Below are 20,787 nucleotides of genomic sequence, written 5' to 3'. Positions count from 1 at the left end.
TTTAGTTTATGCAGGAACGCGTTCTGTTACGAGCATTTGTAGTTTTCGTAAAATAACATTTAATACTACGCCATAGGCTGGTACGAATAATATAATGCCGACAAATAGCTTAAACAGGTAATCTACAAAGCCGAGTTGTGCCCAGTGTTCAGCCATAAAAGGATCGGCACTTTGATAGAAGGCTACACTGAAGAAAACAAAGGTATCCGCCATTGAGCCAAATGTCATTGAGCTAGTTGGCGCCACCCACCATGTTTTTAACTGGCGTAAGCGGTTAAATACGATCACATCAAGCAATTGTCCTACCACGTAAGCGGCAAAGCTCGCAATAGCAATACGGAATACAAATAGATCAAAATGCGTTAATGATTCAAAACCTTGGAATTTGCTTTCAGAGAATAAAACCGATATGACGTAACTTACAATCAATGCAGGAAACATCACCACGAAGATGATTTTTCTAGCATCTTCCGCACCGAAAATACGCACGGTTAAATCAGTAGCTAAAAAGATAAATGGGAATGTGAGCGTTCCCCAAGTGCTGTGGAAGGAAAAATCGTTTGCTGCACCAAGTGCGGTCAATTTTAGCGTGATTTCAAAAGGGATTTGAACAAAGTAATTGCTTGCGGCAATGATGAATATGTGGAAAAAGCTGAGCCAGATGATTGCACGACGTTTTTGTTGATCATTAAAGATCGGAGAGGTTAATTTCATGTTGTACCTTTTTAGTTTAAATAAATCGGGGTTAGGGAACCCGAGGTTGAATATAGGGGGCTAGATGATACGCATATTTCTAATAATTGCAAGGGGCGATTGCATTTGAGTTTTATTTTATGAAAATTGACGAATGATTTTACAGACTTTATTCTATTTGCGTTTTTCATCAAATTTAAAAGGAGAGAAAATGGAATTACACAATATTCGCGATGAATATACTAAACGCGTGCTTTCACAAAATGATTGTTATGAAAATCCAATTTCGCAATTTGAACAGTGGCAGAAAGAGGCTATTCATGCTCAAGTTAATGAGCCTACCGCAATGAATATTGCGACTGTTGATGAACAAGGTCGCCCAAATAGCCGAATGGTTTTGCTAAAAGAAGTCACTGAACAAGGTTTTGTCTTTTTTACCAATTATCTTAGCCGAAAAGGCAGCTGTATTGAGCGTAATCCTTATGTCGCGCTGACTTTCTTTTGGCCTGAATTGGAACGCCAAGTGCGGATTGAAGGTAAGGCGGTTAAAATTTCAGCAGAACAATCTGATAAATATTTTGCTACCCGACCTTACACCAGTCGTATAGGTGCTTGGGCAAGTGAACAAAGTGCGGTGATTTCTAATTATAAATCTTTACTAGCAAAAGCCGCATTGGTTGCGGTTAAACATCCGTTAAACGTGCCTCGACCAGATTATTGGGGCGGCTATTTAGTCGTGCCAGAAACCGTGGAATTTTGGCAAGGGCGACCAAGCCGTTTACATGATCGCATTCGTTATCGTAAAGAAAGCGATAATTGGATTAGAGAAAGACTTTCGCCTTAGTAAATTGAGCATAAAAATAACCGCACTTTAGTTGTATCCCCAAAGTGCGGTTAATTTTTTTACAAATTTTCGTGCTAAAGTTGTTTATTAATGCGTGCTAGTACTTGTCGTTGTACGATTTGCCCGTTTACGATCGTTTTCCGTTAAAAGTTTTTTACGGATACGAATCGATTCAGGTGTCACTTCCACTAATTCATCGTCATCGATAAATTCAATGGCTTGTTCAAGACTGAATTTTACAGGTGTAGTCAGCACAATCGCATCGTCTTTACCTGACGCACGCATATTGGTCAGTTTTTTACCTTGTAAGCAGTTTACAGTTAAGTCGTTTGAACGACTATGAATACCGATAATTTGCCCTTCATAAACTTCCACGTTTGCATCAATCATTAACTTACCACGTTCTTGTAAGCCAAATAATGCGTAACCCAGTGCTTTACCTGTTGCGTTTGAGATTAATACACCATTTTTACGTTGGCCAATATCTCCACCTTTGATTTCATCGTAGTGGCTAAAGCTTGAGTAAAGTAGGCCTGTACCAGAAGTCATGGTCATAAAGTCCCCACGGAAGCCAATTAATCCGCGGCTAGGAATGATGTATTCTAAGCGAACACGGCCTTTACCATCTGACAACATATCACGGACTTCACCTTTACGGATACCTAATGCCTCCATCACAGAACCTTGATGTTGTTCTTCTACATCAATAGTTACTTGTTCGTATGGTTCTTGTTTTTTACCGTCAATATCACGATAAATTACTTTTGGACGAGAAACCGCAAGTTCATAACCTTCACGACGCATATTTTCAATTAATACAGAAAGGTGTAATTCCCCACGACCAGAAACACGGAATTCATCTGGGTTTGGGGTTTCTTCTACGCGTAACGCTACGTTGTGAACCAATTCTTTATTTAAGCGTTCAAGAATTTGACGCGATGTGACATATTTTCCTTCTTGTCCTGCAAATGGAGAGGTATTCACACAGAAGAACATTGTTACTGTTGGTTCATCAACAGTTAATGATGGAAGCGCTTCCACTGCGTGAATATCACAAATCGTATCTGAAATGTTTAATTCTCCTAAACCAGTGATTGCAACAATATCGCCTGCATAAGCAACATCTTCTTCATAACGTTGTAAACCAAGATGACCAAGTACTTGACCGATACGACCTTGACGAGTTTTTCCTTCACTATTGATGATAGTAACTGGTTGGTTTGGTTTAATCGAACCACGCTTAATACGACCAATGCCGATAACACCTACATAGTTGTTGTAGTCTAATTGTGAAATTTGCATTTGGAATGGCGCATCAAGTTCTACTTTTGGCGGTTCTACATATTTCACAATGGCTTCAAATAACGGAGTCATATCTTCTGCTAATTCTTCGTGCTCAAGACCTGCAACGCCATTTAATGCTGAAGCATAGATAATAGGGAAGTCTAACTGTTCATCACTTGCACCAAGATTGACAAATAAGTCAAATACTTGATCTACAACCCAGTCAGGACGCGCACCAGGGCGATCAACTTTATTGATGACCACGATTGGTTTTAATCCGTGAGCAAATGCTTTTTGAGTCACGAAACGCGTTTGTGGCATTGGGCCATCAAACGCATCAACAACTAATAGAACAGAATCCACCATAGAAAGTACGCGTTCAACTTCGCCACCGAAGTCGGCGTGTCCTGGAGTATCCACGATGTTAATACGGTAGTCATTCCAGTTAATCGCGGTATTTTTTGCAAGAATTGTAATGCCACGTTCTTTTTCAAGATCATTTGAGTCCATAACGCGTTCATCTACATCACCACGTGCAGATTCAAAAGTACCAGATTGTTGCAGAAGTTTATCTACAAGAGTGGTTTTACCATGGTCTACGTGCGCAATAATTGCGATGTTACGGAGTTTTTTAATATCAATTTCGTTTTTCATTATCTAATGCTTCGAGTAAGGTGCAATTTTGCACGGTATATGATTTTATAAAAAAGGTGCAATTTACTGCACCTAATCCTAATATAGGTTGTTGTCTTATGTTGAAGAAAACGAGGCATTATACCTCAGGTTTATTTACGTAGTCTCATTTTCTTTGCTTTCAAAGCTTTTTTTATATCATTAGGTAAACGTAATATATCCCAGATCAACCGAAAAACCAGATTTTGGTAAATTCTTGGTTTGGAATATATACCAATTTTTTTATACACTGACTCTGGCGGAATTAAAATATCTTGTGTGTAATTTTTCTTTTCTTCGGGAATAAAAGTAAATGGGTTATTCAGTGGTGATAAAGGAAAATAATTACATAGAGGACTTTCTGGCGAAATACAGTAAATATTTACACCATAATGTTTTTGTAAGAAATAAAGTGCATTTAAATCATATTCCATAGAATGGAGATCATTTTGACTTTTATTTTGTGAAAAAGAAGGTAATAATTTAATAATATTTTCTTTTTGATGATGAAATGCGTAAGGATTCCCTTTTTCTTGATAAAAATCAATGCCTGTCAAATAAAGATCTTTATAACCCATTGCAGTTGCCACTGCACACATATAAACGCCTGATGTAATCCTCTTATTCTCATATAGTTCGTGATATTGTAAATGAGCATCAAAAGCTCGTAGTTTTTTTAAATAGTTATGACCAAGATCAATTTGTGGTAATAATTTTTCTAAACGCTGGATTATCTTTAATTCTGAATCCCCTAAATTCAGAAAAGATGACAAAATAATATCAGCATATTCATATTCATTATTTTTAATTAATTGCAGAAACGTATAGTATTGTTCAAAAATTACAGAAAAATTAAAAAATACCTTTTTTATTTTCTTACCAAGAAAATAATGATCTTCAAAATAAAATTGATTGCAACGGAAAACATCATAATCTTTAGGTAATAAACTATAGTCAATTGATTTTAAACTTGTTCCATTACCTGCAATAATGACAGACTTTGATTGATTGATTGATTGATTGATTGATTGATTGATTGATTGATTGATTGATTGATTGATTGATTGATTGATTGATTGATTGGGCATATTGTACCGTTCATTGAATAAAATACAACTTATTTTTAATAGCAGCTATTATACAGGCTTTCCGTGCTTTTTACTATAACGCCACAACAAATCTAATGAAAGTCAGATTTGATTAGACTATAATGCTTACTTAATTTTTTATATAGAAAGAGGATCTACTATGTCAGATGCCATTGCTTCCGTGTTTAAATTGATCGAAGAGAATGATATTAGGTTTGTATTGCTTCGTTTTACTGACATTAAAGGTAAAGAACATGGTGTTTCTATCCCAGTTAGCCTTGTTGATGAAGATATGTTTGAAGACGGCAAGATGTTTGATGGTTCCTCTGTAGAAGGATGGAAGACAATTAATAAAGCCGATATGTTGCTTATGCCAATGGCTGAAACCGCAGTTGTCGATCCATTTGCGCAAATTCCAACGCTTTCTATTCGTTGCAGTGTTTATGAACCAACGACAATGCAAAGCTATGATCGCGATCCACGTTCAATTGCAATTCGTGCAGAAAATTATATGCGTTCAACTGGTATTGCAGATCAAGCTTTTTTCGGCCCAGAGCCTGAATTCTTCTTATTTGATGATGTACGTTTTAATGTATCAATGAACAAAGCGTCTTTTTCTATTGATGATATAGAAGCTGCTTGGAACACGAATAAAAAATATGAAGAAGGTAATAACGCTTATCGTCCATTGAAAAAAGGCGGATATTGTGCCGTTGCACCAATTGATAGTGCGCACGATATTCGTTCTGAAATGTGCTTGATTTTAGAAGAAATGGGCCTTGTGATTGAAGCCCATCATCATGAAGTGGCGACTGCAGGGCAGAATGAAATTGCGACTAAGTTCAATACACTGACTTTAAAAGCGGATGAAACCCAAATCTATAAATATGTTGTGCAAAATGTGGCGTTAGAGCACGGTAAAACAGCGTGTTTTATGCCAAAACCAATTACTGGAGATAATGGTTCAGGCATGCACTGTAATATGTCGTTAAGCAAAGACGGAAAAAACATTTTCCAAGGCGATAAATATGCTGGCCTTTCAGAAACCGCGCTTTACTACATCGGCGGTATCATTAAGCACGCTAAAGCCTTAAATGCGTTCACTAATTCAAGCACTAATTCATATAAACGTTTAGTGCCGGGTTATGAAGCACCTGTATTGTTGGCTTATTCTGCAAGTAATCGTTCTGCCTCAATTCGTATCCCTGCTGTAACCAATCCAAAAGCGATTCGCATAGAAGCGCGTTTCCCAGATCCTTTAGCAAACCCATATTTAGCATTTGCTGCATTATTAATGGCAGGTCTTGATGGCGTGGTAAACAAAATCCATCCAGGCGATGCGATGGATAAAAATCTTTACGATCTGCCACCTGAAGAATTAAAAGATATTCCAGCAGTGGCAAGCTCGTTAGAAGAAGCATTGAATTCATTAGAAAAAGACTATGAATTTTTAACTCAAGGTGGCGTATTTGCTAAAGATTTTATTGATGCGTTTATCAGTATCAAACGTAAAGAAGTAGAGCGTTTAAATATGGCTCCACATCCAGTTGAGTTTGAAATGTATTATGCGTAATCATCATTGATGAAATCATGTTTAAAAGTGCGGTAAAATTTACCGCACTTTTCGTTTGAAATTGTTTATAACGAGACTTGGGTAAAAATGTCGAATACAAATAGAACAATTCTAGTAACTGGTGGAGCGGGTTTTATTGGTTCTGCGCTTGTCCGTTATCTTCTTGAAAAGACACATAATAAGATCGTAAATGTTGATAAGCTGACTTATGCAGGAAATTTATCCTCACTTAAAACTGTAGAAAACCATCCACGTTATGCTTTTGTACAAGCAGATATTTGTGATACTAAGGCGTTATCTTATATTTTTGCACAATATCAACCTGATGCCGTTATCCATCTTGCCGCTGAAAGCCATGTTGATCGTTCTATAAATGCTTCTTCGGAGTTTATACAAACTAACATTGTAGGAACTTATAGGCTACTTGAATCAACTCTAGACTACTGGCATCGTTTAGATAATCAAAAAAAATCCAGTTTCCGATTCTTACATATTTCCACCGATGAAGTTTATGGCGATTTAGAAAGTAACAAAGGTTTATTTACTGAAACATCAGCTTATAAACCTAGTAGTCCTTATTCAGCTTCAAAGGCGGCAAGCGATCATCTTGTGCAGGCTTGGTATAGAACATATGGGTTACCGACAATCATTACACATAGTTCAAATAATTATGGCCCGTATCAGTACCCTGAAAAATTAATTCCATTAATGATTTTAAATGCGATAAAGGGAAAAACACTGCCTATTTATGGCGATGGTTTACAAATTAGAGATTGGTTATTTGTTGAAGATCATATTGATGCACTATATAGCGTTTTGACGAAAGGAAATATTGGGGAAACCTATAATATTGGCGGAAATAATGAAAAGCCCAACATTGAAGTGGTGAGTTCTATTTGTTCTTTACTGGAAGAATTTTTACCTAATAAGCCAAAACATATTGATAGATATGAAAATTTAATTTGCTATGTGCAAGATAGACCGGGTCACGATCTTCGTTATGCGCTTGATACAAGTAAAATCAATCATAAACTAGGCTGGATACCTAAAGAAACTTTTGAATCGGGATTAAGAAAAACGGTAATTTGGTATTTAAATCATCAAGAATGGTGTCAAAAAGTGAGTGAATAAGGTCAAATAATTAACTATTAGAAATAAAGCTGGTATAGTTTCTAAATTTATTTTGTTTATACATGGGGGAATAAATATGCAAATTACACTTTCAAATAACTTAGCGAATGATGCTTGGGGAAAAAATGCTATTTTGAGCTTTGACTCTAATAAAGCAACAATTCATTTAAAAAATAATGAAAAAACTGACCGCACTTTAGTTCAACAAGCCGCTCGTAAATTGCGTGGGCAGGGAATTAAAAATATGGAATTGCTCGGTGAAGAATGGGATTTAGAATTTTGCTGGGCGTTTTATCAAGGTTTTTATACAGCAAAACAAGATTACGGGATTGAGTTTCCTCATTTGGATCATGATCTACAAGATGAATTATTAGCGCGTATCAAATGTGGTGATTTTGTGCGTGGGATTATTAATGAGCCAGCACAAAGCCTAACACCAGTAACATTAGCAGAACGTGCGGCTGAATTTATCTTAAACCAAGCGGACATTTATAATGAAAAAAGTGCGGTAAGTTTTAAGATTATTTCTGGTGAGGAACTTGAGCAACAAGGTTATCACGGAATTTGGACTGTAGGAAAAGGCTCTGCTAACTTGCCAGCTATGTTGCAACTTGATTTCAATCCAACACAAGATCCGAATGCTCCCGTATTAGCTTGTTTAGTTGGCAAGGGGATTACTTTTGACAGTGGCGGCTACAGTATCAAACCAAGTGATGGAATGAGCACAATGCGAACCGATATGGGTGGGGCAGCATTATTAACGGGGGCATTAGGTTTCGCTATCGCTCGCGGATTAAATCAACGCGTTAAACTGTATTTATGTTGTGCAGAGAATTTGATAAGCAATAATGCCTTTAAACTAGGCGATATTATTACTTATAAAAATGGCGTGACAGCAGAAGTGCTGAATACTGACGCTGAAGGGCGTTTGGTGTTAGCTGATGGATTGATTGAAGCGGACAGCCAAAATCCAGATTTTATTATTGATTGTGCAACTTTAACTGGCGCAGCAAAAATGGCTGTAGGAAATGACTATCATTCGGTATTATCTATGGATGATGATCTCGTGAAGAATCTTTTCCAATCAGCACAAGAAGAAAATGAACCTTTCTGGCGTTTACCATTTGAAGATTTTCATCGCTCACAAATTAATTCATCTTTTGCCGATATTGCTAATATTGGTTCTGTTCCAGTTGGGGCGGGGGCAAGTACAGCAACGGCATTTTTATCGTATTTTGTAAAAAATTATCAACAAAATTGGTTGCATATTGATTGTTCCGCGACTTATCGTAAATCTAGTAGTGATTTATGGGCTGTTGGGGCGACAGGGATTGGTGTGCAAACTTTAGCAAATTTAATGTTATCAAAATCATTGAAGTAAGGAGATATGATGACAGAAAGAACGTTTTCGATTATTAAACCTGATGCGGTAAAGCGTAATCTAATTGGAACAATCTTAACTCGTTTTGAGCAAAATGGCTTTAAAATCATAGCCTCTAAAATGGTACGCTTAACTCGTGAGCAGGCTGAAGGCTTTTATGCCGAGCATCAAGGCAAAGAATTTTTTGTGCCTTTAGTTGAATATATGATGTCTTCACCGATAGTGGTTTCTGTTCTTGAAAAAGAAAATGCAGTGAAAGATTACCGCACTTTGATTGGTACAACGAATCCAGAAACTGCAGAAGAAGGGACAATTCGTAAAGATTTTGCATTAAGTCAGCGTGAGAATTCGGTTCACGGATCAGATAGTATAGAAAATGCAAATCGTGAAATTGCTTATTTCTTTACTGATTGTGAAATTTTTGAGCGTTAATTGATAGCAAAAAGCACCTAAAAGTTTTAGGTGCTTTTAAATTTTTAATGCTTACAAAATTAGACTTTCTTAAGGTTTATAGATGAACTCAATTCCTTCATCATCTTCTTCAGTCCAATCATCATCCCAATCTTCGTCATCATCAAATTGATGCTCCGCTAGTTGTTCCTGATGATAATCTTCCCATTTGAATTTTACTTCTTCAGGTGCAACTTGTTGTGTTTCAGCTTCGCGTGGATTTGCTATGATAAAGTCCATAATATCACGACAAAGTGGAGAAACATTTTTCCCTGTTGCCGCTGAAATGAAGTAATAATCTTCTTCCCAACCTAATTGTTCAGCAATTTCTCTGGCTCGCTCTTCAGCTTCTTCATCGCTCATCGTATCAATTTTATTGAATACTAACCAGCGTGGCTTTTCTGATAATTTTTCACTGTATTGGAAAAGTTCAGATTCAATAATAGCAACATTATCTGCTGGATTAGAGCCATCAATTGGCGCAATATCGACTAAATGAATAAGCACTCTACAACGTTCTAGATGTTTTAAAAAACGAATTCCTAACCCAGCACCATCTGCTGCGCCCTCAATTAATCCAGGAATATCTGCCACTACGAAACTGTGTGAGTCATCCACTTTCACAACACCGAGACTTGGTACTAAGGTAGTAAATGGATAATCTGCAACTTTTGGTTTGGCTGCTGAAACGGCACGAATAAAAGTGGATTTACCAGCATTAGGTAAACCGAGCATTCCCACATCAGCAAGTAGCATTAATTCCAATAATAAATCTCGTTTTTCGCCCGGTGTTCCCATTGTTTTTTGACGCGGTGCACGGTTTACTGATGATTTGAAACGAGTATTCCCTAAACCGTGATAACCACCTTTGGCTACCAACATTTTTTGACCGTGTTCGGTTAAATCCCCCAAAGTTTCTTTGGTGTCGTTATCAATAGCACGAGTTCCTACGGGAACAGGTAAAATAATATCTTTACCGCGACGTCCTGTACAATCTGAACTCCGTCCATTCTCTCCACGCTCTGCCGCAAAGCGTTTATTAAAACGGTAGTCAATTAAGGTATTGAGGTTTTCATCGGCTTGTAAATATACATCGCCACCATCGCCACCATCGCCACCATCAGGGCCGCCTTTCGGAATAAATTTTTCTCGACGGAAACTTACGCAACCGTTGCCACCATCCCCTGCCTCAATTCTAATAAGGGATTCATCAATAAATTTCATTAAAACTTCTCCAAAATAAACCGCACTTTAATGAGTTCTATGCGGTAATAATTTATGTCCAATTGCGGATAAAATTGCCCCGCATACTACAACAAATGCACCAATATAGCTAATATTATTCAATTCTGGGGCTGCAAAATCTACTGGGCTAAAATAATGGGCAATATGAGAAAATAGGATCGTGAAAAGAGGTACAAGTGTGATAACAACACTGACTTTTGATACATCCCAACGATTAAGTGCTTCCGCATAAGAGCCGTATCCAATTAAGGTATTTAAACAGCAGTAAATAAAACAAATCAGAGCTAAAGGTGTGAGTTCTTGCACTTGCGAGAATTCAGCCATCGGCATAAAGACTATGGCACAACCTAAATACATCATTAGCAAGATTTGTTGTGAATTAAATTTACGCAACATTAATTTTTGCGCCATTCCATAAGCGACCCAAATAAGAGCACCCCCTATACTTAAAATGACACCTGTTGAATACTTATTTAGTCCAGAAAATACAGCAAAACGATCATTAAAGAATAAACTTAGACCAATTAACAATAAGAAAAGCCCGAGCTTTTGGTGTAACCCTAATTTTTCTTTGAAGATCAGTACACCGCAGATGAGCATTCCAAAAGAGGATAAATGAATAAAAATTTGTGCAACTGACGGTTCAATGTAATTCAGCGAGCTACTAAATAATAGAAAATTGCCGGTAAGACCAATTACTCCAATAAGCATAATCCACGCATATTGACGAACTTTCATTAATTCAGGTAATTGTTTTTTATAAGCAAGTAAAGCCAATAATGAAACTGCAGCAATAATGAAACGATACCATACGATAGTTTGCGCATTCATTACAGACAAAACTTGTTTCAAAGCAATAGGCAATGACCCCCAAGCCATTGCAGCAATAAGTGCAAAGGTAAAGCCTAGTAAAGGTTGTTGTTTCATTGCGTTCTCACTTATGTGAAATTAAGAAAAAGACAAAACGCCCCACAAAATTGTAGGGCGTTTCAATGGAATAGATTTTAAATTATTCAGTAACAATACTTACGTATTTACGGCTTTTCTCGCCTTTTACTTCAAATTTCACTTTACCATCTGCGGTTGCGAATAAGGTGTGATCTCTTCCCATTCCTACGTTGTTACCTGCGTGGAATTTAGTACCACGTTGACGAACAATAATACTACCTGCTAATACAGACTCGCCACCGAAACGTTTAACACCAAGGCGTTTAGCTTCAGAATCGCGACCGTTACGAGTTGAACCACCAGCTTTTTTAGTTGCCATCTACTTGATCTCCTCTGAAATTATGCTTGAATCCCAGTGATTTTCACTTCTGTGAACCACTGACGATGACCTTGTTGTTTACGGCTGTGTTTGCGACGACGGAATTTAACGATTTTAACTTTCTCGCCACGACCTTGTGCAACAACTTCAGCCACTACTTTTGCACCAGCAACTACTGGTGCACCAATTTTAACATCTTCACCATTAACGACCATCAACACAGAATCGAACTCAACTGTTTCGCCAGTTGCAAGTTCAAGTTTTTCTAAACGAACAACTTGACCTTCGCTCACACGGTGTTGTTTACCGCCACTTTGGAAAACTGCGTACATAAATACTCCGCTTAATTGTGTTTCCCTGCTCTTTAGCAGTCCACACTTAAAAATTCATATAAAATAGGTGGCAAATTCTACGGAAAAATCCTACCTATGGCAAGAATTTATTTACAATAAAATAAAAAAATTCCCTTCATTTGCGGATTGATTTCAGAAAGTCTGAAAATTCGGGTAAAATGCACCGCACTTTTGACTAATAATTGATGAAAAAATGAAGAAACAAGATCTTATGAGCATAGACGAGATCCAAAAACTTGCAGATCCCGATATGCAAAAAGTTAATCAAAATATTCTTGCTCAGCTTAATTCAGATGTACCGCTAATAGGACAGTTAGGTTTTTATATTGTTCAAGGTGGCGGTAAGCGGATACGCCCGTTGATCGCAGTGCTTGCAGCTCGATCTTTAGGGTTCGAAGGATCTAATTCAATTACTTGTGCTACTTTTGTTGAATTTATTCATACCGCTTCTTTATTACACGATGATGTAGTAGATGAATCTGATATGCGTCGTGGGCGTGCTACGGCGAATGCTGAATTTGGCAATGCGGCGAGTGTGTTGGTAGGCGATTTTATTTATACGCGTGCATTTCAATTAGTTGCACAATTAGAATCATTGAAAATTTTAAGTATTATGGCGGATGCGACTAACGTTTTAGCGGAAGGCGAAGTTCAGCAGTTAATGAATGTTAATGATCCTGAAACGAGCGAAACTAATTATATGCGTGTAATTTATAGCAAAACTGCTCGTTTGTTTGAGGTGGCTGGTCAAGCTGCGGCAATTGTTGCGGGTGGAACAGAAGTTCAAGAAAAGGCTTTACAAGATTACGGGCGTTATCTTGGCACTGCATTTCAGCTTGTGGATGATGTATTGGATTATAGTGCAAATGCGCAAGCTCTAGGTAAAAATGTAGGCGATGATTTAGCTGAAGGAAAACCAACCCTTCCTCTGCTACATGCTATGCGTCATGGTAATGCTCAACAGGCAGCTTTAATTCGAGAAGCGATTGAGCAAGGCGGTAAACGTGAAGCTATTGATGAAGTGTTAGCTATTATGACTGAGCATAAGTCTTTAGATTACGCGATGAATCGTGCAAAAGAAGAAGCGCAAAAAGCAGTGGATTCAATTGCAATATTGCCAGAGAGTGATTATAAGAAGGCATTGATTTCTTTGGCATATTTGTCTGTGGATAGAAATTATTAGTCCATAATTTAGCTTATATACTTGATACCCATTAATTTTAATTAAACTTTATGAATACAGAACTTCAACCTAAACTAGAAATAAGTGCGGTCAATTTTCAAGCTAAACCGCGAAAACAAAAAATCCGTAAGGATCCTAACGCACCTTTTATTCGTGAAAAACTTGAGTTGCCAGATGGACACAATAAGCTCCTTTTGCATTCTTGTTGTGCGCCTTGCTCTGGTGAAGTGATGGAAGCAATTCTTGCATCAGGCATTGAATTTACAATTTATTTTTATAATCCAAACATTCATCCACTCAAAGAATATTTGATTCGTAAAGAAGAAAATATCCGTTTTGCAAAAAAATTTGGTATTCCATTTATTGATGCTGATTACGATCGTCAAAATTGGTTTGATCGTGCCAAAGGAATGGAGTGGGAGCCTGAAAGAGGTATTCGCTGCACAATGTGTTTTGATATGCGTTTTGAAAAAACGGCTGAATATGCACATAAACACGGTTTCCCTGTATTTACTAGTTGCTTGGGAATTTCTCGCTGGAAAGATATGAATCAAATCAATGGCTGTGGACATCGTGCGGCGGAAAAATATGATGATGTAGTTTACTGGGATTATAACTGGCGCAAGGAAGGTGGTTCACAGCGTATGATTGAGATTAGTAAGCGTGAGCGATTCTATCAACAAGAATATTGCGGTTGTGTGTATTCTTTACGTGATAGTAATAAATGGCGAGAAGATACGGGTCGTCAAAAAATTGAAATCGGAAAATTATATTATAGTGCTGATTAAAAATAGAAAAATAAAGGTGCTGTCTCACAGAATTTGCTGAACAGCACCTTTTATTTAACTATTTTATCACTTCATCTTGATCATAATGATTAATTTTTAAACGTTGAAAATAATCTTTTGTTTCTTCAACGATCACTTTTCGCAATCCAATAAGTGCGATAAGATTTGGGAAAGCCATCAAACCATTTACAATATCGGCGATAATCCAGATTAAATTTAAGTGTAAGAATGCCCCTAAACCAACCAACATAATATAAGCTAAACGATATAGTTTTACGCCACGAATACCGACGAGATAAACAAAGCAACGTTCCCCGTAGTAACACCAACCTAAAATAGTCGTGAATGCAAAAAATAATAAGCCAACTGTTACAATCGTTGCACCAATTGATGTGCCTAAACCTTGTGCAAAGGCGTAGTTTGTTACTGTTGCACCCGCTAATTCAGGGTTATTCCAAGCTCCAGTTAATACCAATACAATCCCCGTCATCGTACAAACAATAATGGTATCCAAGAATGTTCCTGTCATAGAAATTAAACCTTGACGGACAGGCTCACGAGTTTGTGCCGCTGCGGCTGCAATTGGCGCGCTTCCTAAACCTGATTCATTGGAGAAAATGCCTCTAGCGACGCCTGATTGAATCGCTTTCATTACAGTAAGCCCTACGGCACCGCCTAATGCTGCTTGTGGATCAAAAGCACTATCAATAATCAATAAAATCGCATCTGGTACTTTTTCTATATTCAAAAGGATAATAACCAGTGAAGTTGTGACGTATAAAATCGCCATAAACGGCACAATTACTGATGATGCGATTGCGATACGTTTAACTCCGCCAAGAATGATTAAGCCGACTAAAAGTGTAACAATAATTGCTGTAACTAAAATGGGAATGTTAAAAGTGTCCTGCATTGCGTGAGTAATTGCATTTACTTGTGGGAATGTACCTATTCCGAAAAAGGCCACCATTACACCAAATAATGCAAATAATTTTGCCAGCCATTTAATACCTAGTCCGCGTTCAATGTAATACATCGGGCCGCCAGCCATAAAGCCATTTTTATCACGAACACGATATTTAACTGCGAGTAAACATTCGGCATATTTTGTTGCCATTCCTAACAAAGCAACCAGCCACATCCAAAAAATAGCGCCAGGCCCACCTGCTTGTACCGCAGTTGCAACGCCCACAATATTACCCGTTCCAATTGTTGCGGCTAATGCAGTACAAAGTGCGGCAAAAGAGGAAACATCCCCTTTTCCACCTTTATCTTTTTTGAACAAATAACCTAGTGCGCGCGGTAAGTAGCGAATTTGAATAAAGCCTAAGCGTAACGTTAAATAGAGTCCTGTACCAGATAATAATATAAGTAGCGGTGCGCCCCAAATAAAGCTATCAATAGCTGAAAGAATTGACTCAATTGTCATTGTGATTCCTCGTCGTTTAAATCAAAAATAAACACGACAAGAAGACGAAAAGATACAATGGAAAAGAAAGTGCGGTGAAAAGATAGATAATTTCCACACTTACAATAGATTGTCTTTTGCCCCTGTCCTTTTGCCTGAGCGTTTGAAAAACGATTAAAAAATTAACCGCTCTTTTGCGCCTTCGGCGTCCATTTCTAAAATGGATCTCTCCAAGGGTTCGTCCAGTAACAGTCCCTGCCATCGCACCTGAAAGATTTTACATCGTCGGTGTGGGGTCAATTCCCCGCTCTCCAGCTACCTTCATCCGAACTCACTTTTCATTAGATACTGAAAAGTGTGCGAATTCTAACAAAATAGGAAATGAATTTCAAAAAGGAATTTTTATGTAGAAAAATCTCTTTATTCAATATCTCCGCAAAAACGATAGCCTTCTCCATGTATAGTCATAATGATATTTGGAGTATTTGGATGATCTTCAAAATGTTTTCTGATACGTCGAATTGTGACATCTACGGTACGATCCTGAGGTTTTAACTCTCGTCCTGTCATTTTTTTCAGCAATTCTTCGCGCGTTTGCAATTTTCCTGGATTTTCACAGAAATGTAACATTGCACGGAATTCACTGCGAGGAAGTTTGAATTCTTGTCCTTCTGGTGTAATTAAACTGTGGCTATTTAGGTCTAATTTCCAACCATTAAAACGATAGAATTCTCGACCAAATGTATTTTCTTTTTCTTGATGCGGCATTGTGCGATGCAATAGATTACGTGCGCGGATAGTCAGTTCTCTAGGGTTAAAAGGTTTGGTTAAATAATCATCGGCACCAATTTCCAGACCTAAAATTTTATCCACTTCATTATCTCGACCAGTTAAAAAAATAAGAGGTAAGCTTAATTCTTCACGGAGTTCTCTTGCCAATAATAAGCCGTTTTTACCTGGTAAATTAATATCCATCACAACCAAATTAATATTATGATTTGTCAATATATGATGCATTTCAACACCATTTTCTGCTTCAAATACATCATATCCTTCCGCTTCAAAAATCCCTTTAAGCGTATTTCGAGTGACGATTTCATCTTCAACAACGAGAATTTTTGGAGTAGCCATTTTCCATCCTTATACTTATTTTGGCGTATGCTATCAAAGCTATCATTCTAGCTGTGCAACATTATTGTAACAATAAAAAAGTGCGGTGATTTTTTACCTGATTTTCCTTTTTGTGATCTAAATCATAGTTTTAGGTATTCAACTTTCTTTGTGATAGAATTTCGAACATTTATATTTTTACACTCAATTCTATGAAAAAACTCTTTCTTTTTTTTACGCTGATTTTCACTGCTTTTGCGGCTAATTCAGGTTTATTCGATAAAAAACAAACCTTTTTAAAAGTAGATGATGCTTTTGCTTTTTCTGCTACTTTATCTACAGATAAAAGCCAGTTACAAGCCCATTGGGATATTGCTGATGGCTATTATTTATATCAAGATAAGATTAATGCTGAATTAGTTGGTAAATCAAATTCTCTCTCTTTGCATACCCAACAGGCAGCGGAATTACATCAAGATCCTTATTTTGGCGAAGTGCAAGTTTTTACTCACTCAATTGATGGAATATTTAGCGGAGCATTTAATAATGCTGATGATAAGGTTGAAATCACTTATCAAGGATGTACCGAAGGTTTTTGCTATCCGCCTGAAACTAAAGTATTGCGAATTGGCGATTTAGCTCTTTCTCAAGAGCAAATTGTCGAAAAAACAGTTGAAAAAAATACCGCACTTTTATCTGAACAAGATCGTTTAGCTGATGGTTTATTCCATAGTAAATGGGCAATTTTCGGTTTCTTTTTATTGGGATTGGGACTGGCTTTTACGCCTTGCGTATTGCCAATGTTACCGTTGCTTTCTGCTATTGTTATCGGTCAGCAACAACGTCCAAATATGATGCGTGCGTTTAGTTTAGCTTTTCTTTACGTTCAAGGTATGGCACTGACTTATACTTTGTTAGGGCTTGCAGTGGCAGCCATCGGTTTACCGTTTCAAATCGCCTTGCAACATCCTTATGTGATGATCGGGCTTTCTATTTTATTTGTTGTGCTTGCCCTTTCAATGTTTGGCTTATTTACTATTCAATTGCCAAATAGCTTACAAAATAAATTGAATACATGGAGCCAAAAACAAACCTCAGGTGCTTTTGGCGGTTCCTTTGCGATGGGAATGATTGCTGGGCTGGTGGCATCGCCTTGTACATCTGCGCCACTTTCTGGTGCTTTACTTTATGTGGCGCAAAGTGGCGATTTATTCACAGGCGCAGCAACCCTTTATTTACTTGCACTGGGTATGGGCGTGCCGCTAATGTTAATCACATTGTTTGGTAATAAAATTTTGCCAAAATCAGGCGAATGGATGAATACCGTAAAACAAACATTCGGCTTTGTTATGTTGGCGTTACCTGTGTTTTTACTTTCTCGTATTTTGCCTGAAGTATGGGAACCTCGCTTATGGGCTGGGTTAGCGACAGTATTTTTTATTTGGTTTGCGTTGCAGATGTCTAAGAACGGTTTTGGCTATGCTATTAAAATTATTAGTTTTGCGTTGGCTATGGTTACTGTACAACCCCTGCAAAATTGGATTTGGCAAACTCAAACTACAACACAAAGTGCGGTAGAAAATATGCCTGTTTCTCAAGTTAAATTTAAGCAAATTAAAAATACTGAAGAACTTGACCGCACTTTAGCGGAAAATCCGCATTCAATTGCTATGTTGGATTTATACGCGGATTGGTGTGTTGCTTGTAAAGAATTTGAAAAGCTGACGTTTTCAGATCCACAAGTGCAACAGCAATTTCAAAATATCTTATTGTTACAAGTGAATATGACAAAGAATAGCCCAGAAAATAAAGCATTAATGGAACGCTTTAATGTGATGGGATTGCCTACGATTTTATTTTTTGATCAGCAAAATAATGAAATTAAAGGAAGTAGAGTAACGGGCTTTATGGATGCTGATGCTTTTTCTAATTGGATTGAAAAGCTACTTTAGTTATTTTTTACTTTTGGTAAAAAGTATTTTTCAATTTTAATTATTGTTTGACTATCCGTTAAAGATTAATATGACGCCGTTTTAATTCATCTTTAAACAAAAGGAAAGCAAAATGAACAATCTTGAAAAATATCGCCCGTATTTCTTGGCATTTTTACGTATCGTTGTCGCTTATATGTTTATTTTACACGGCACGGCAAAATTTTTGGAATTTCCAATTTCTATGACTGGAGGAAATGGTGCAGTAGGCGATCCAATGCTACTAGTGGCAGGCGTAATTGAAATTGTTGGTTCCATTTTATTAATCTTAGGTTTATTTACACGCCAAGCTGCGTTTATTTTGTCAGGGGAAATGGCATATGCCTATTTCTTTATGCACGTAGCAGGAAAAGGAAATCTATTTTTCCCAATTGCAAATGGCGGCGAACTTGCATTACTTTACTCACTTCTCTTTCTATATTTTGTATTTTCTGGCGCAGGTGCTTGTGCTTTAGATAATAAGTTTTTTAAAAAGTAGTTTAGTTGTAGTTTCATAATTTTATCCTTATTTTTGCCCACATTTATGTGGGCTTTTTTATGCCTGAAATTTATCGTATTTTTACCGCACTTTAAGAAATTATATTTAATCTTTTCTATATTTAAGCAAACGTTTGCGTTATAATTCTCATCGCTTATTTTTAACTATTTAATGAAAGGAAAATACAATGGCAGATCGTCCAATTCGTCAGGCTTTACTGAGTGTGTCTGATAAAACGGGTATTGTAGAGTTTGCTCAAGGTTTAGTTAAACGCGGTGTAAAACTACTTTCAACAGGCGGAACGGCAAAACTTTTAGCACAAAATGGTTTACCTGTAATTGAAGTGTCTGATTACACAGGTTTTCCTGAAATGATGGACGGTCGAGTGAAAACCTTACATCCAAAAATACACGGCGGGATTCTTGGTCGTCGTGGTACGGACGATGCCATTATGCAACAACATAGTATTGAAGGCATTGATATGGTTGTTGTGAATTTATATCCCTTTGCAGCTACCGTTGCTAAGCCAGATTGCACCTTGACTGATGCGGTAGAAAATATCGATATTGGGGGGCCAACCATGGTTCGTTCTGCGGCGAAAAACCATAAAGATGTAGCGATCATAGTGAATAATAATGATTTTAACGCCATTCTTACAGAAATGGATAAACACCAAAACAGCCTAACTTTTGAAACTCGTTTTGATCTTGCGATTAAAGCATTTGAACATACCGCTCAATATGATTCTATGATTGCCAACTATTTCGGTCAGCTAGTAAAACCTTATCATATTGCAGAGGAAGAAGAGGCGAATGCAAAGTGCGGTCAATTCCCACGGACTTTAAATCTTAATTTCGTACGTAAACAAACCATGCGTTATGGAGAAAATGCCCATCAAAATGCTGCTTTCTATGTTGATTTAAATGTGAAAGAAGGGAGCGTGGCTACGGCTAATCAACTGCAAGGTAAGGCATTATCTTACAATAACATTGCCGACACTGATGCAGCACTTGAATGCGTGAAAGAATTTGATGAGCCAGCTTGTGTTATCGTTAAACACGCTAATCCCTGTGGTGTGGCGTTAGGTAAGGATATTTTAGATGCTTATAATCGCGCTTACCAAACCGATCCAACGTCTGCATTTGGCGGAATTCTTGCTTTTAACCGTGAATTAGATGAAAAAACAGCAAATGAAATTGTGGAACGCCAATTCGTCGAAGTGATTATTGCACCGAAAGTTTCTGCTGAAGCGCAAGAAGTAATACAACGCAAGAAAAATGTCCGTTTGCTTGAATGTGGAGGATTGACCTCACGTTCTGAACGTTTAGATTTCAAACGTGTAAATGGTGGTTTATTAGTACAAGATGCTGATTTAGGTATGGTTGGTTTGGATGATTTAAAAGTGGTGAGTAAACGTCAGCCAACTGAACAAGAATTAAAAGACTTATTGTTCTGCTGGAAAGTGGCAAAATTTGTGAAATCTAATGCCATTGTTTACGCTAAAGATAATCAAACTGTTGGCATTGGTGCAGGTCAAATGAGCCGCGTATATTCTGCGAAGATTGCAGGTATCAAAGCGCAAGATGAAGGCTTAAAAGTGGCTGGTTGTGTAATGGCATCTGATGCTTTCTTCCCATTCCGTGATGGCATTGATGCAGCGGCGAAAGTGGGCATTCAATGTGTGATCCACCCAGGTGGTTCAATGCGTGATCAAGAAGTCATCGATGCCGCGGATGAACATAATATGGTCATGGTATTAACTGGGATGCGACATTTTAGACATTAATTTATCTAACTCTCCCCCTCTTTCGTAAAGAGGGGATTAAATTCAAAAAGATACTAGGATTA

19 protein-coding genes and 1 riboswitch are annotated in these 20,787 nt (G+C 37.5%); of the genes, 10 read left to right on the top strand and 9 right to left on the bottom strand.

Translation table 11 applies throughout. The features are described from left to right. Nucleotides 1-6 precede the first annotated feature (6 nt). Nucleotides 7-714 (bottom strand): 7-cyano-7-deazaguanine/7-aminomethyl-7-deazaguanine transporter, encoded by a 708-nt coding sequence (locus ACPT8O_RS02770; protein WP_005648239.1) that lies wholly within the window; start codon nt 712-714, stop codon nt 7-9. A 190-nt stretch (nt 715-904) separates the two neighbouring features. Between ACPT8O_RS02770 and pdxH the strand changes: the two genes are divergently transcribed. Beyond that, nucleotides 905-1,537, top strand: a complete 633-nt coding sequence (gene pdxH / locus ACPT8O_RS02765) for a pyridoxamine 5'-phosphate oxidase (protein ID WP_041175238.1) — start codon at nt 905-907, stop codon at nt 1,535-1,537. A gap of 87 nt (nt 1,538-1,624) precedes the next feature. Here the strand turns inward: pdxH and typA are convergent, their stop codons facing one another. Together typA and ACPT8O_RS02755 are read right to left on the bottom strand one after the other, a co-directional pair. Continuing rightward, nucleotides 1,625-3,475, bottom strand: a complete 1,851-nt coding sequence (gene typA / locus ACPT8O_RS02760) for a translational GTPase TypA (protein ID WP_021034406.1) — start codon at nt 3,473-3,475, stop codon at nt 1,625-1,627. A 131-nt stretch (nt 3,476-3,606) separates the two neighbouring features. Beyond that, the gene (locus tag ACPT8O_RS02755) at nt 3,607-4,581 is read right to left on the bottom strand and encodes an alpha-2,3-sialyltransferase (protein WP_425623334.1); all 975 of its coding nucleotides are present in this window, start codon (nt 4,579-4,581) and stop codon (nt 3,607-3,609) included. Nucleotides 4,582-4,741: 160 nt separating this feature from the next. Between ACPT8O_RS02755 and glnA the strand changes: the two genes are divergently transcribed. From glnA to ndk, 4 genes are all read left to right on the top strand, one after another. Further along, nucleotides 4,742-6,154 carry a glutamate--ammonia ligase gene (gene glnA / locus ACPT8O_RS02750; RefSeq protein WP_021034409.1) on the top strand — a complete coding sequence of 471 codons (1,413 nt, stop codon included), beginning with the start codon at nt 4,742-4,744 and terminating at the stop codon, nt 6,152-6,154. Between the two features lie 87 nt (nt 6,155-6,241). After that, nucleotides 6,242-7,285 (top strand): dTDP-glucose 4,6-dehydratase, encoded by a 1,044-nt coding sequence (gene rfbB / locus ACPT8O_RS02745; protein WP_021034410.1) that lies wholly within the window; start codon nt 6,242-6,244, stop codon nt 7,283-7,285. A 76-nt stretch (nt 7,286-7,361) separates the two neighbouring features. Continuing rightward, nucleotides 7,362-8,666, top strand: a complete 1,305-nt coding sequence (gene pepB / locus ACPT8O_RS02740; protein WP_021034411.1) for an aminopeptidase PepB — start codon at nt 7,362-7,364, stop codon at nt 8,664-8,666. A gap of 9 nt (nt 8,667-8,675) precedes the next feature. Continuing rightward, the gene (gene ndk / locus ACPT8O_RS02735) at nt 8,676-9,098 is read left to right on the top strand and encodes a nucleoside-diphosphate kinase (protein WP_005655775.1); all 423 of its coding nucleotides are present in this window, start codon (nt 8,676-8,678) and stop codon (nt 9,096-9,098) included. A 69-nt stretch (nt 9,099-9,167) separates the two neighbouring features. Here the strand turns inward: ndk and cgtA are convergent, their stop codons facing one another. The 4 genes from cgtA to rplU form a co-directional block, all read right to left on the bottom strand. Then, on the bottom strand, nt 9,168-10,340 hold the full coding sequence (gene cgtA, locus ACPT8O_RS02730) for an Obg family GTPase CgtA (RefSeq protein ID WP_005655777.1): 1,173 nt from the start codon (nt 10,338-10,340) through the stop codon (nt 9,168-9,170). 27 nt (nt 10,341-10,367) lie between these two features. Beyond that, nucleotides 10,368-11,288, bottom strand: coding sequence for a DMT family transporter (locus tag ACPT8O_RS02725; RefSeq protein ID WP_005655779.1), 921 nt, complete (start codon nt 11,286-11,288; stop codon nt 10,368-10,370). 82 nt (nt 11,289-11,370) lie between these two features. Continuing rightward, nucleotides 11,371-11,628 (bottom strand): 50S ribosomal protein L27, encoded by a 258-nt coding sequence (gene rpmA, locus ACPT8O_RS02720; protein ID WP_005539872.1) that lies wholly within the window; start codon nt 11,626-11,628, stop codon nt 11,371-11,373. Nucleotides 11,629-11,648: 20 nt separating this feature from the next. After that, nucleotides 11,649-11,960 carry a 50S ribosomal protein L21 gene (gene rplU, locus ACPT8O_RS02715; RefSeq protein ID WP_005655781.1) on the bottom strand — a complete coding sequence of 104 codons (312 nt, stop codon included), beginning with the start codon at nt 11,958-11,960 and terminating at the stop codon, nt 11,649-11,651. Between the two features lie 214 nt (nt 11,961-12,174). Here rplU and ispB point away from each other — a divergent pair, with 214 nt between their 5' ends. Further along, entirely contained in the window at nt 12,175-13,164 is a 990-nt protein-coding gene (gene ispB, locus ACPT8O_RS02710; protein WP_032821872.1) for an octaprenyl diphosphate synthase, read from the top strand. A 50-nt stretch (nt 13,165-13,214) separates the two neighbouring features. Continuing rightward, nucleotides 13,215-13,952, top strand: a complete 738-nt coding sequence (locus ACPT8O_RS02705) for an epoxyqueuosine reductase QueH (protein WP_005655786.1) — start codon at nt 13,215-13,217, stop codon at nt 13,950-13,952. 58 nt (nt 13,953-14,010) lie between these two features. On the opposite strand, the gene ACPT8O_RS02700 is transcribed toward ACPT8O_RS02705, so the two are convergent. Beyond that, entirely contained in the window at nt 14,011-15,381 is a 1,371-nt protein-coding gene (locus ACPT8O_RS02700; protein ID WP_021034413.1) for an alanine/glycine:cation symporter family protein, read from the bottom strand. 112 nt (nt 15,382-15,493) lie between these two features. Then, a riboswitch (glycine riboswitch) is annotated at nt 15,494-15,604 on the bottom strand. A 176-nt stretch (nt 15,605-15,780) separates the two neighbouring features. After that, nucleotides 15,781-16,491, bottom strand: a complete 711-nt coding sequence (gene arcA / locus ACPT8O_RS02695) for a two-component system response regulator ArcA (protein ID WP_005655790.1) — start codon at nt 16,489-16,491, stop codon at nt 15,781-15,783. A gap of 191 nt (nt 16,492-16,682) precedes the next feature. Here arcA and ACPT8O_RS02690 point away from each other — a divergent pair, with 191 nt between their 5' ends. The 3 genes from ACPT8O_RS02690 to purH all read left to right on the top strand — a co-directional run bounded on the left by ACPT8O_RS02690 (nt 16,683) and on the right by purH (nt 20,725). Continuing rightward, complete coding sequence (locus ACPT8O_RS02690) at nt 16,683-18,422, top strand: protein-disulfide reductase DsbD (protein WP_021034414.1); 1,740 nt, start codon at nt 16,683-16,685, stop codon at nt 18,420-18,422. A gap of 112 nt (nt 18,423-18,534) precedes the next feature. Continuing rightward, entirely contained in the window at nt 18,535-18,939 is a 405-nt protein-coding gene (locus ACPT8O_RS02685) for a DoxX family protein (RefSeq protein ID WP_005655793.1), read from the top strand. A 187-nt stretch (nt 18,940-19,126) separates the two neighbouring features. Further along, nucleotides 19,127-20,725 (top strand): bifunctional phosphoribosylaminoimidazolecarboxamide formyltransferase/IMP cyclohydrolase, encoded by a 1,599-nt coding sequence (purH, locus tag ACPT8O_RS02680; protein WP_021034415.1) that lies wholly within the window; start codon nt 19,127-19,129, stop codon nt 20,723-20,725. The last annotated feature ends 62 nt before the right edge of the window (nt 20,726-20,787 follow it).

This window comes from Haemophilus sp. HN_Hi08, assembly GCF_049824455.1.
Lineage (GTDB): Bacteria > Pseudomonadota > Gammaproteobacteria > Enterobacterales > Pasteurellaceae > Haemophilus > Haemophilus influenzae_D.
Note: the sequence above shows the minus strand (reverse complement) of the source record. Positions and strands in the feature narration are given on the sequence as shown.

Bases quoted from the DNA above. Each gene is read 5' to 3' on its own strand.
- rplU (WP_005655781.1), bottom strand. From the start codon at position 11,960: ATGTACGCAGTTTTCCAAAGTGGCGGTAAACAACACCGTGTGAGCGAA.
- ACPT8O_RS02700 (WP_021034413.1), bottom strand. From the start codon at position 15,381: ATGACAATTGAGTCAATTCTTTCAGCTATTGATAGCTTTATTTGGGGC.
- ACPT8O_RS02770 (WP_005648239.1), bottom strand. From the start codon at position 714: ATGAAATTAACCTCTCCGATCTTTAATGATCAACAAAAACGTCGTGCA.
- rpmA (WP_005539872.1), bottom strand. From the start codon at position 11,628: ATGGCAACTAAAAAAGCTGGTGGTTCAACTCGTAACGGTCGCGATTCT.
- arcA (WP_005655790.1), bottom strand. From the start codon at position 16,491: ATGGCTACTCCAAAAATTCTCGTTGTTGAAGATGAAATCGTCACTCGA.
- typA (WP_021034406.1), bottom strand. From the start codon at position 3,475: ATGAAAAACGAAATTGATATTAAAAAACTCCGTAACATCGCAATTATT.
- ndk (WP_005655775.1), top strand. From the start codon at position 8,676: ATGACAGAAAGAACGTTTTCGATTATTAAACCTGATGCGGTAAAGCGT.
- ACPT8O_RS02705 (WP_005655786.1), top strand. From the start codon at position 13,215: ATGAATACAGAACTTCAACCTAAACTAGAAATAAGTGCGGTCAATTTT.
- ACPT8O_RS02755 (WP_425623334.1), bottom strand. From the start codon at position 4,581: ATGCCCAATCAATCAATCAATCAATCAATCAATCAATCAATCAATCAA.
- cgtA (WP_005655777.1), bottom strand. From the start codon at position 10,340: ATGAAATTTATTGATGAATCCCTTATTAGAATTGAGGCAGGGGATGGT.
- ACPT8O_RS02690 (WP_021034414.1), top strand. From the start codon at position 16,683: ATGAAAAAACTCTTTCTTTTTTTTACGCTGATTTTCACTGCTTTTGCG.
- pepB (WP_021034411.1), top strand. From the start codon at position 7,362: ATGCAAATTACACTTTCAAATAACTTAGCGAATGATGCTTGGGGAAAA.
- pdxH (WP_041175238.1), top strand. From the start codon at position 905: ATGGAATTACACAATATTCGCGATGAATATACTAAACGCGTGCTTTCA.
- rfbB (WP_021034410.1), top strand. From the start codon at position 6,242: ATGTCGAATACAAATAGAACAATTCTAGTAACTGGTGGAGCGGGTTTT.
- ispB (WP_032821872.1), top strand. From the start codon at position 12,175: ATGAAGAAACAAGATCTTATGAGCATAGACGAGATCCAAAAACTTGCA.
- ACPT8O_RS02685 (WP_005655793.1), top strand. From the start codon at position 18,535: ATGAACAATCTTGAAAAATATCGCCCGTATTTCTTGGCATTTTTACGT.
- purH (WP_021034415.1), top strand. From the start codon at position 19,127: ATGGCAGATCGTCCAATTCGTCAGGCTTTACTGAGTGTGTCTGATAAA.
- ACPT8O_RS02725 (WP_005655779.1), bottom strand. From the start codon at position 11,288: ATGAAACAACAACCTTTACTAGGCTTTACCTTTGCACTTATTGCTGCA.
- glnA (WP_021034409.1), top strand. From the start codon at position 4,742: ATGTCAGATGCCATTGCTTCCGTGTTTAAATTGATCGAAGAGAATGAT.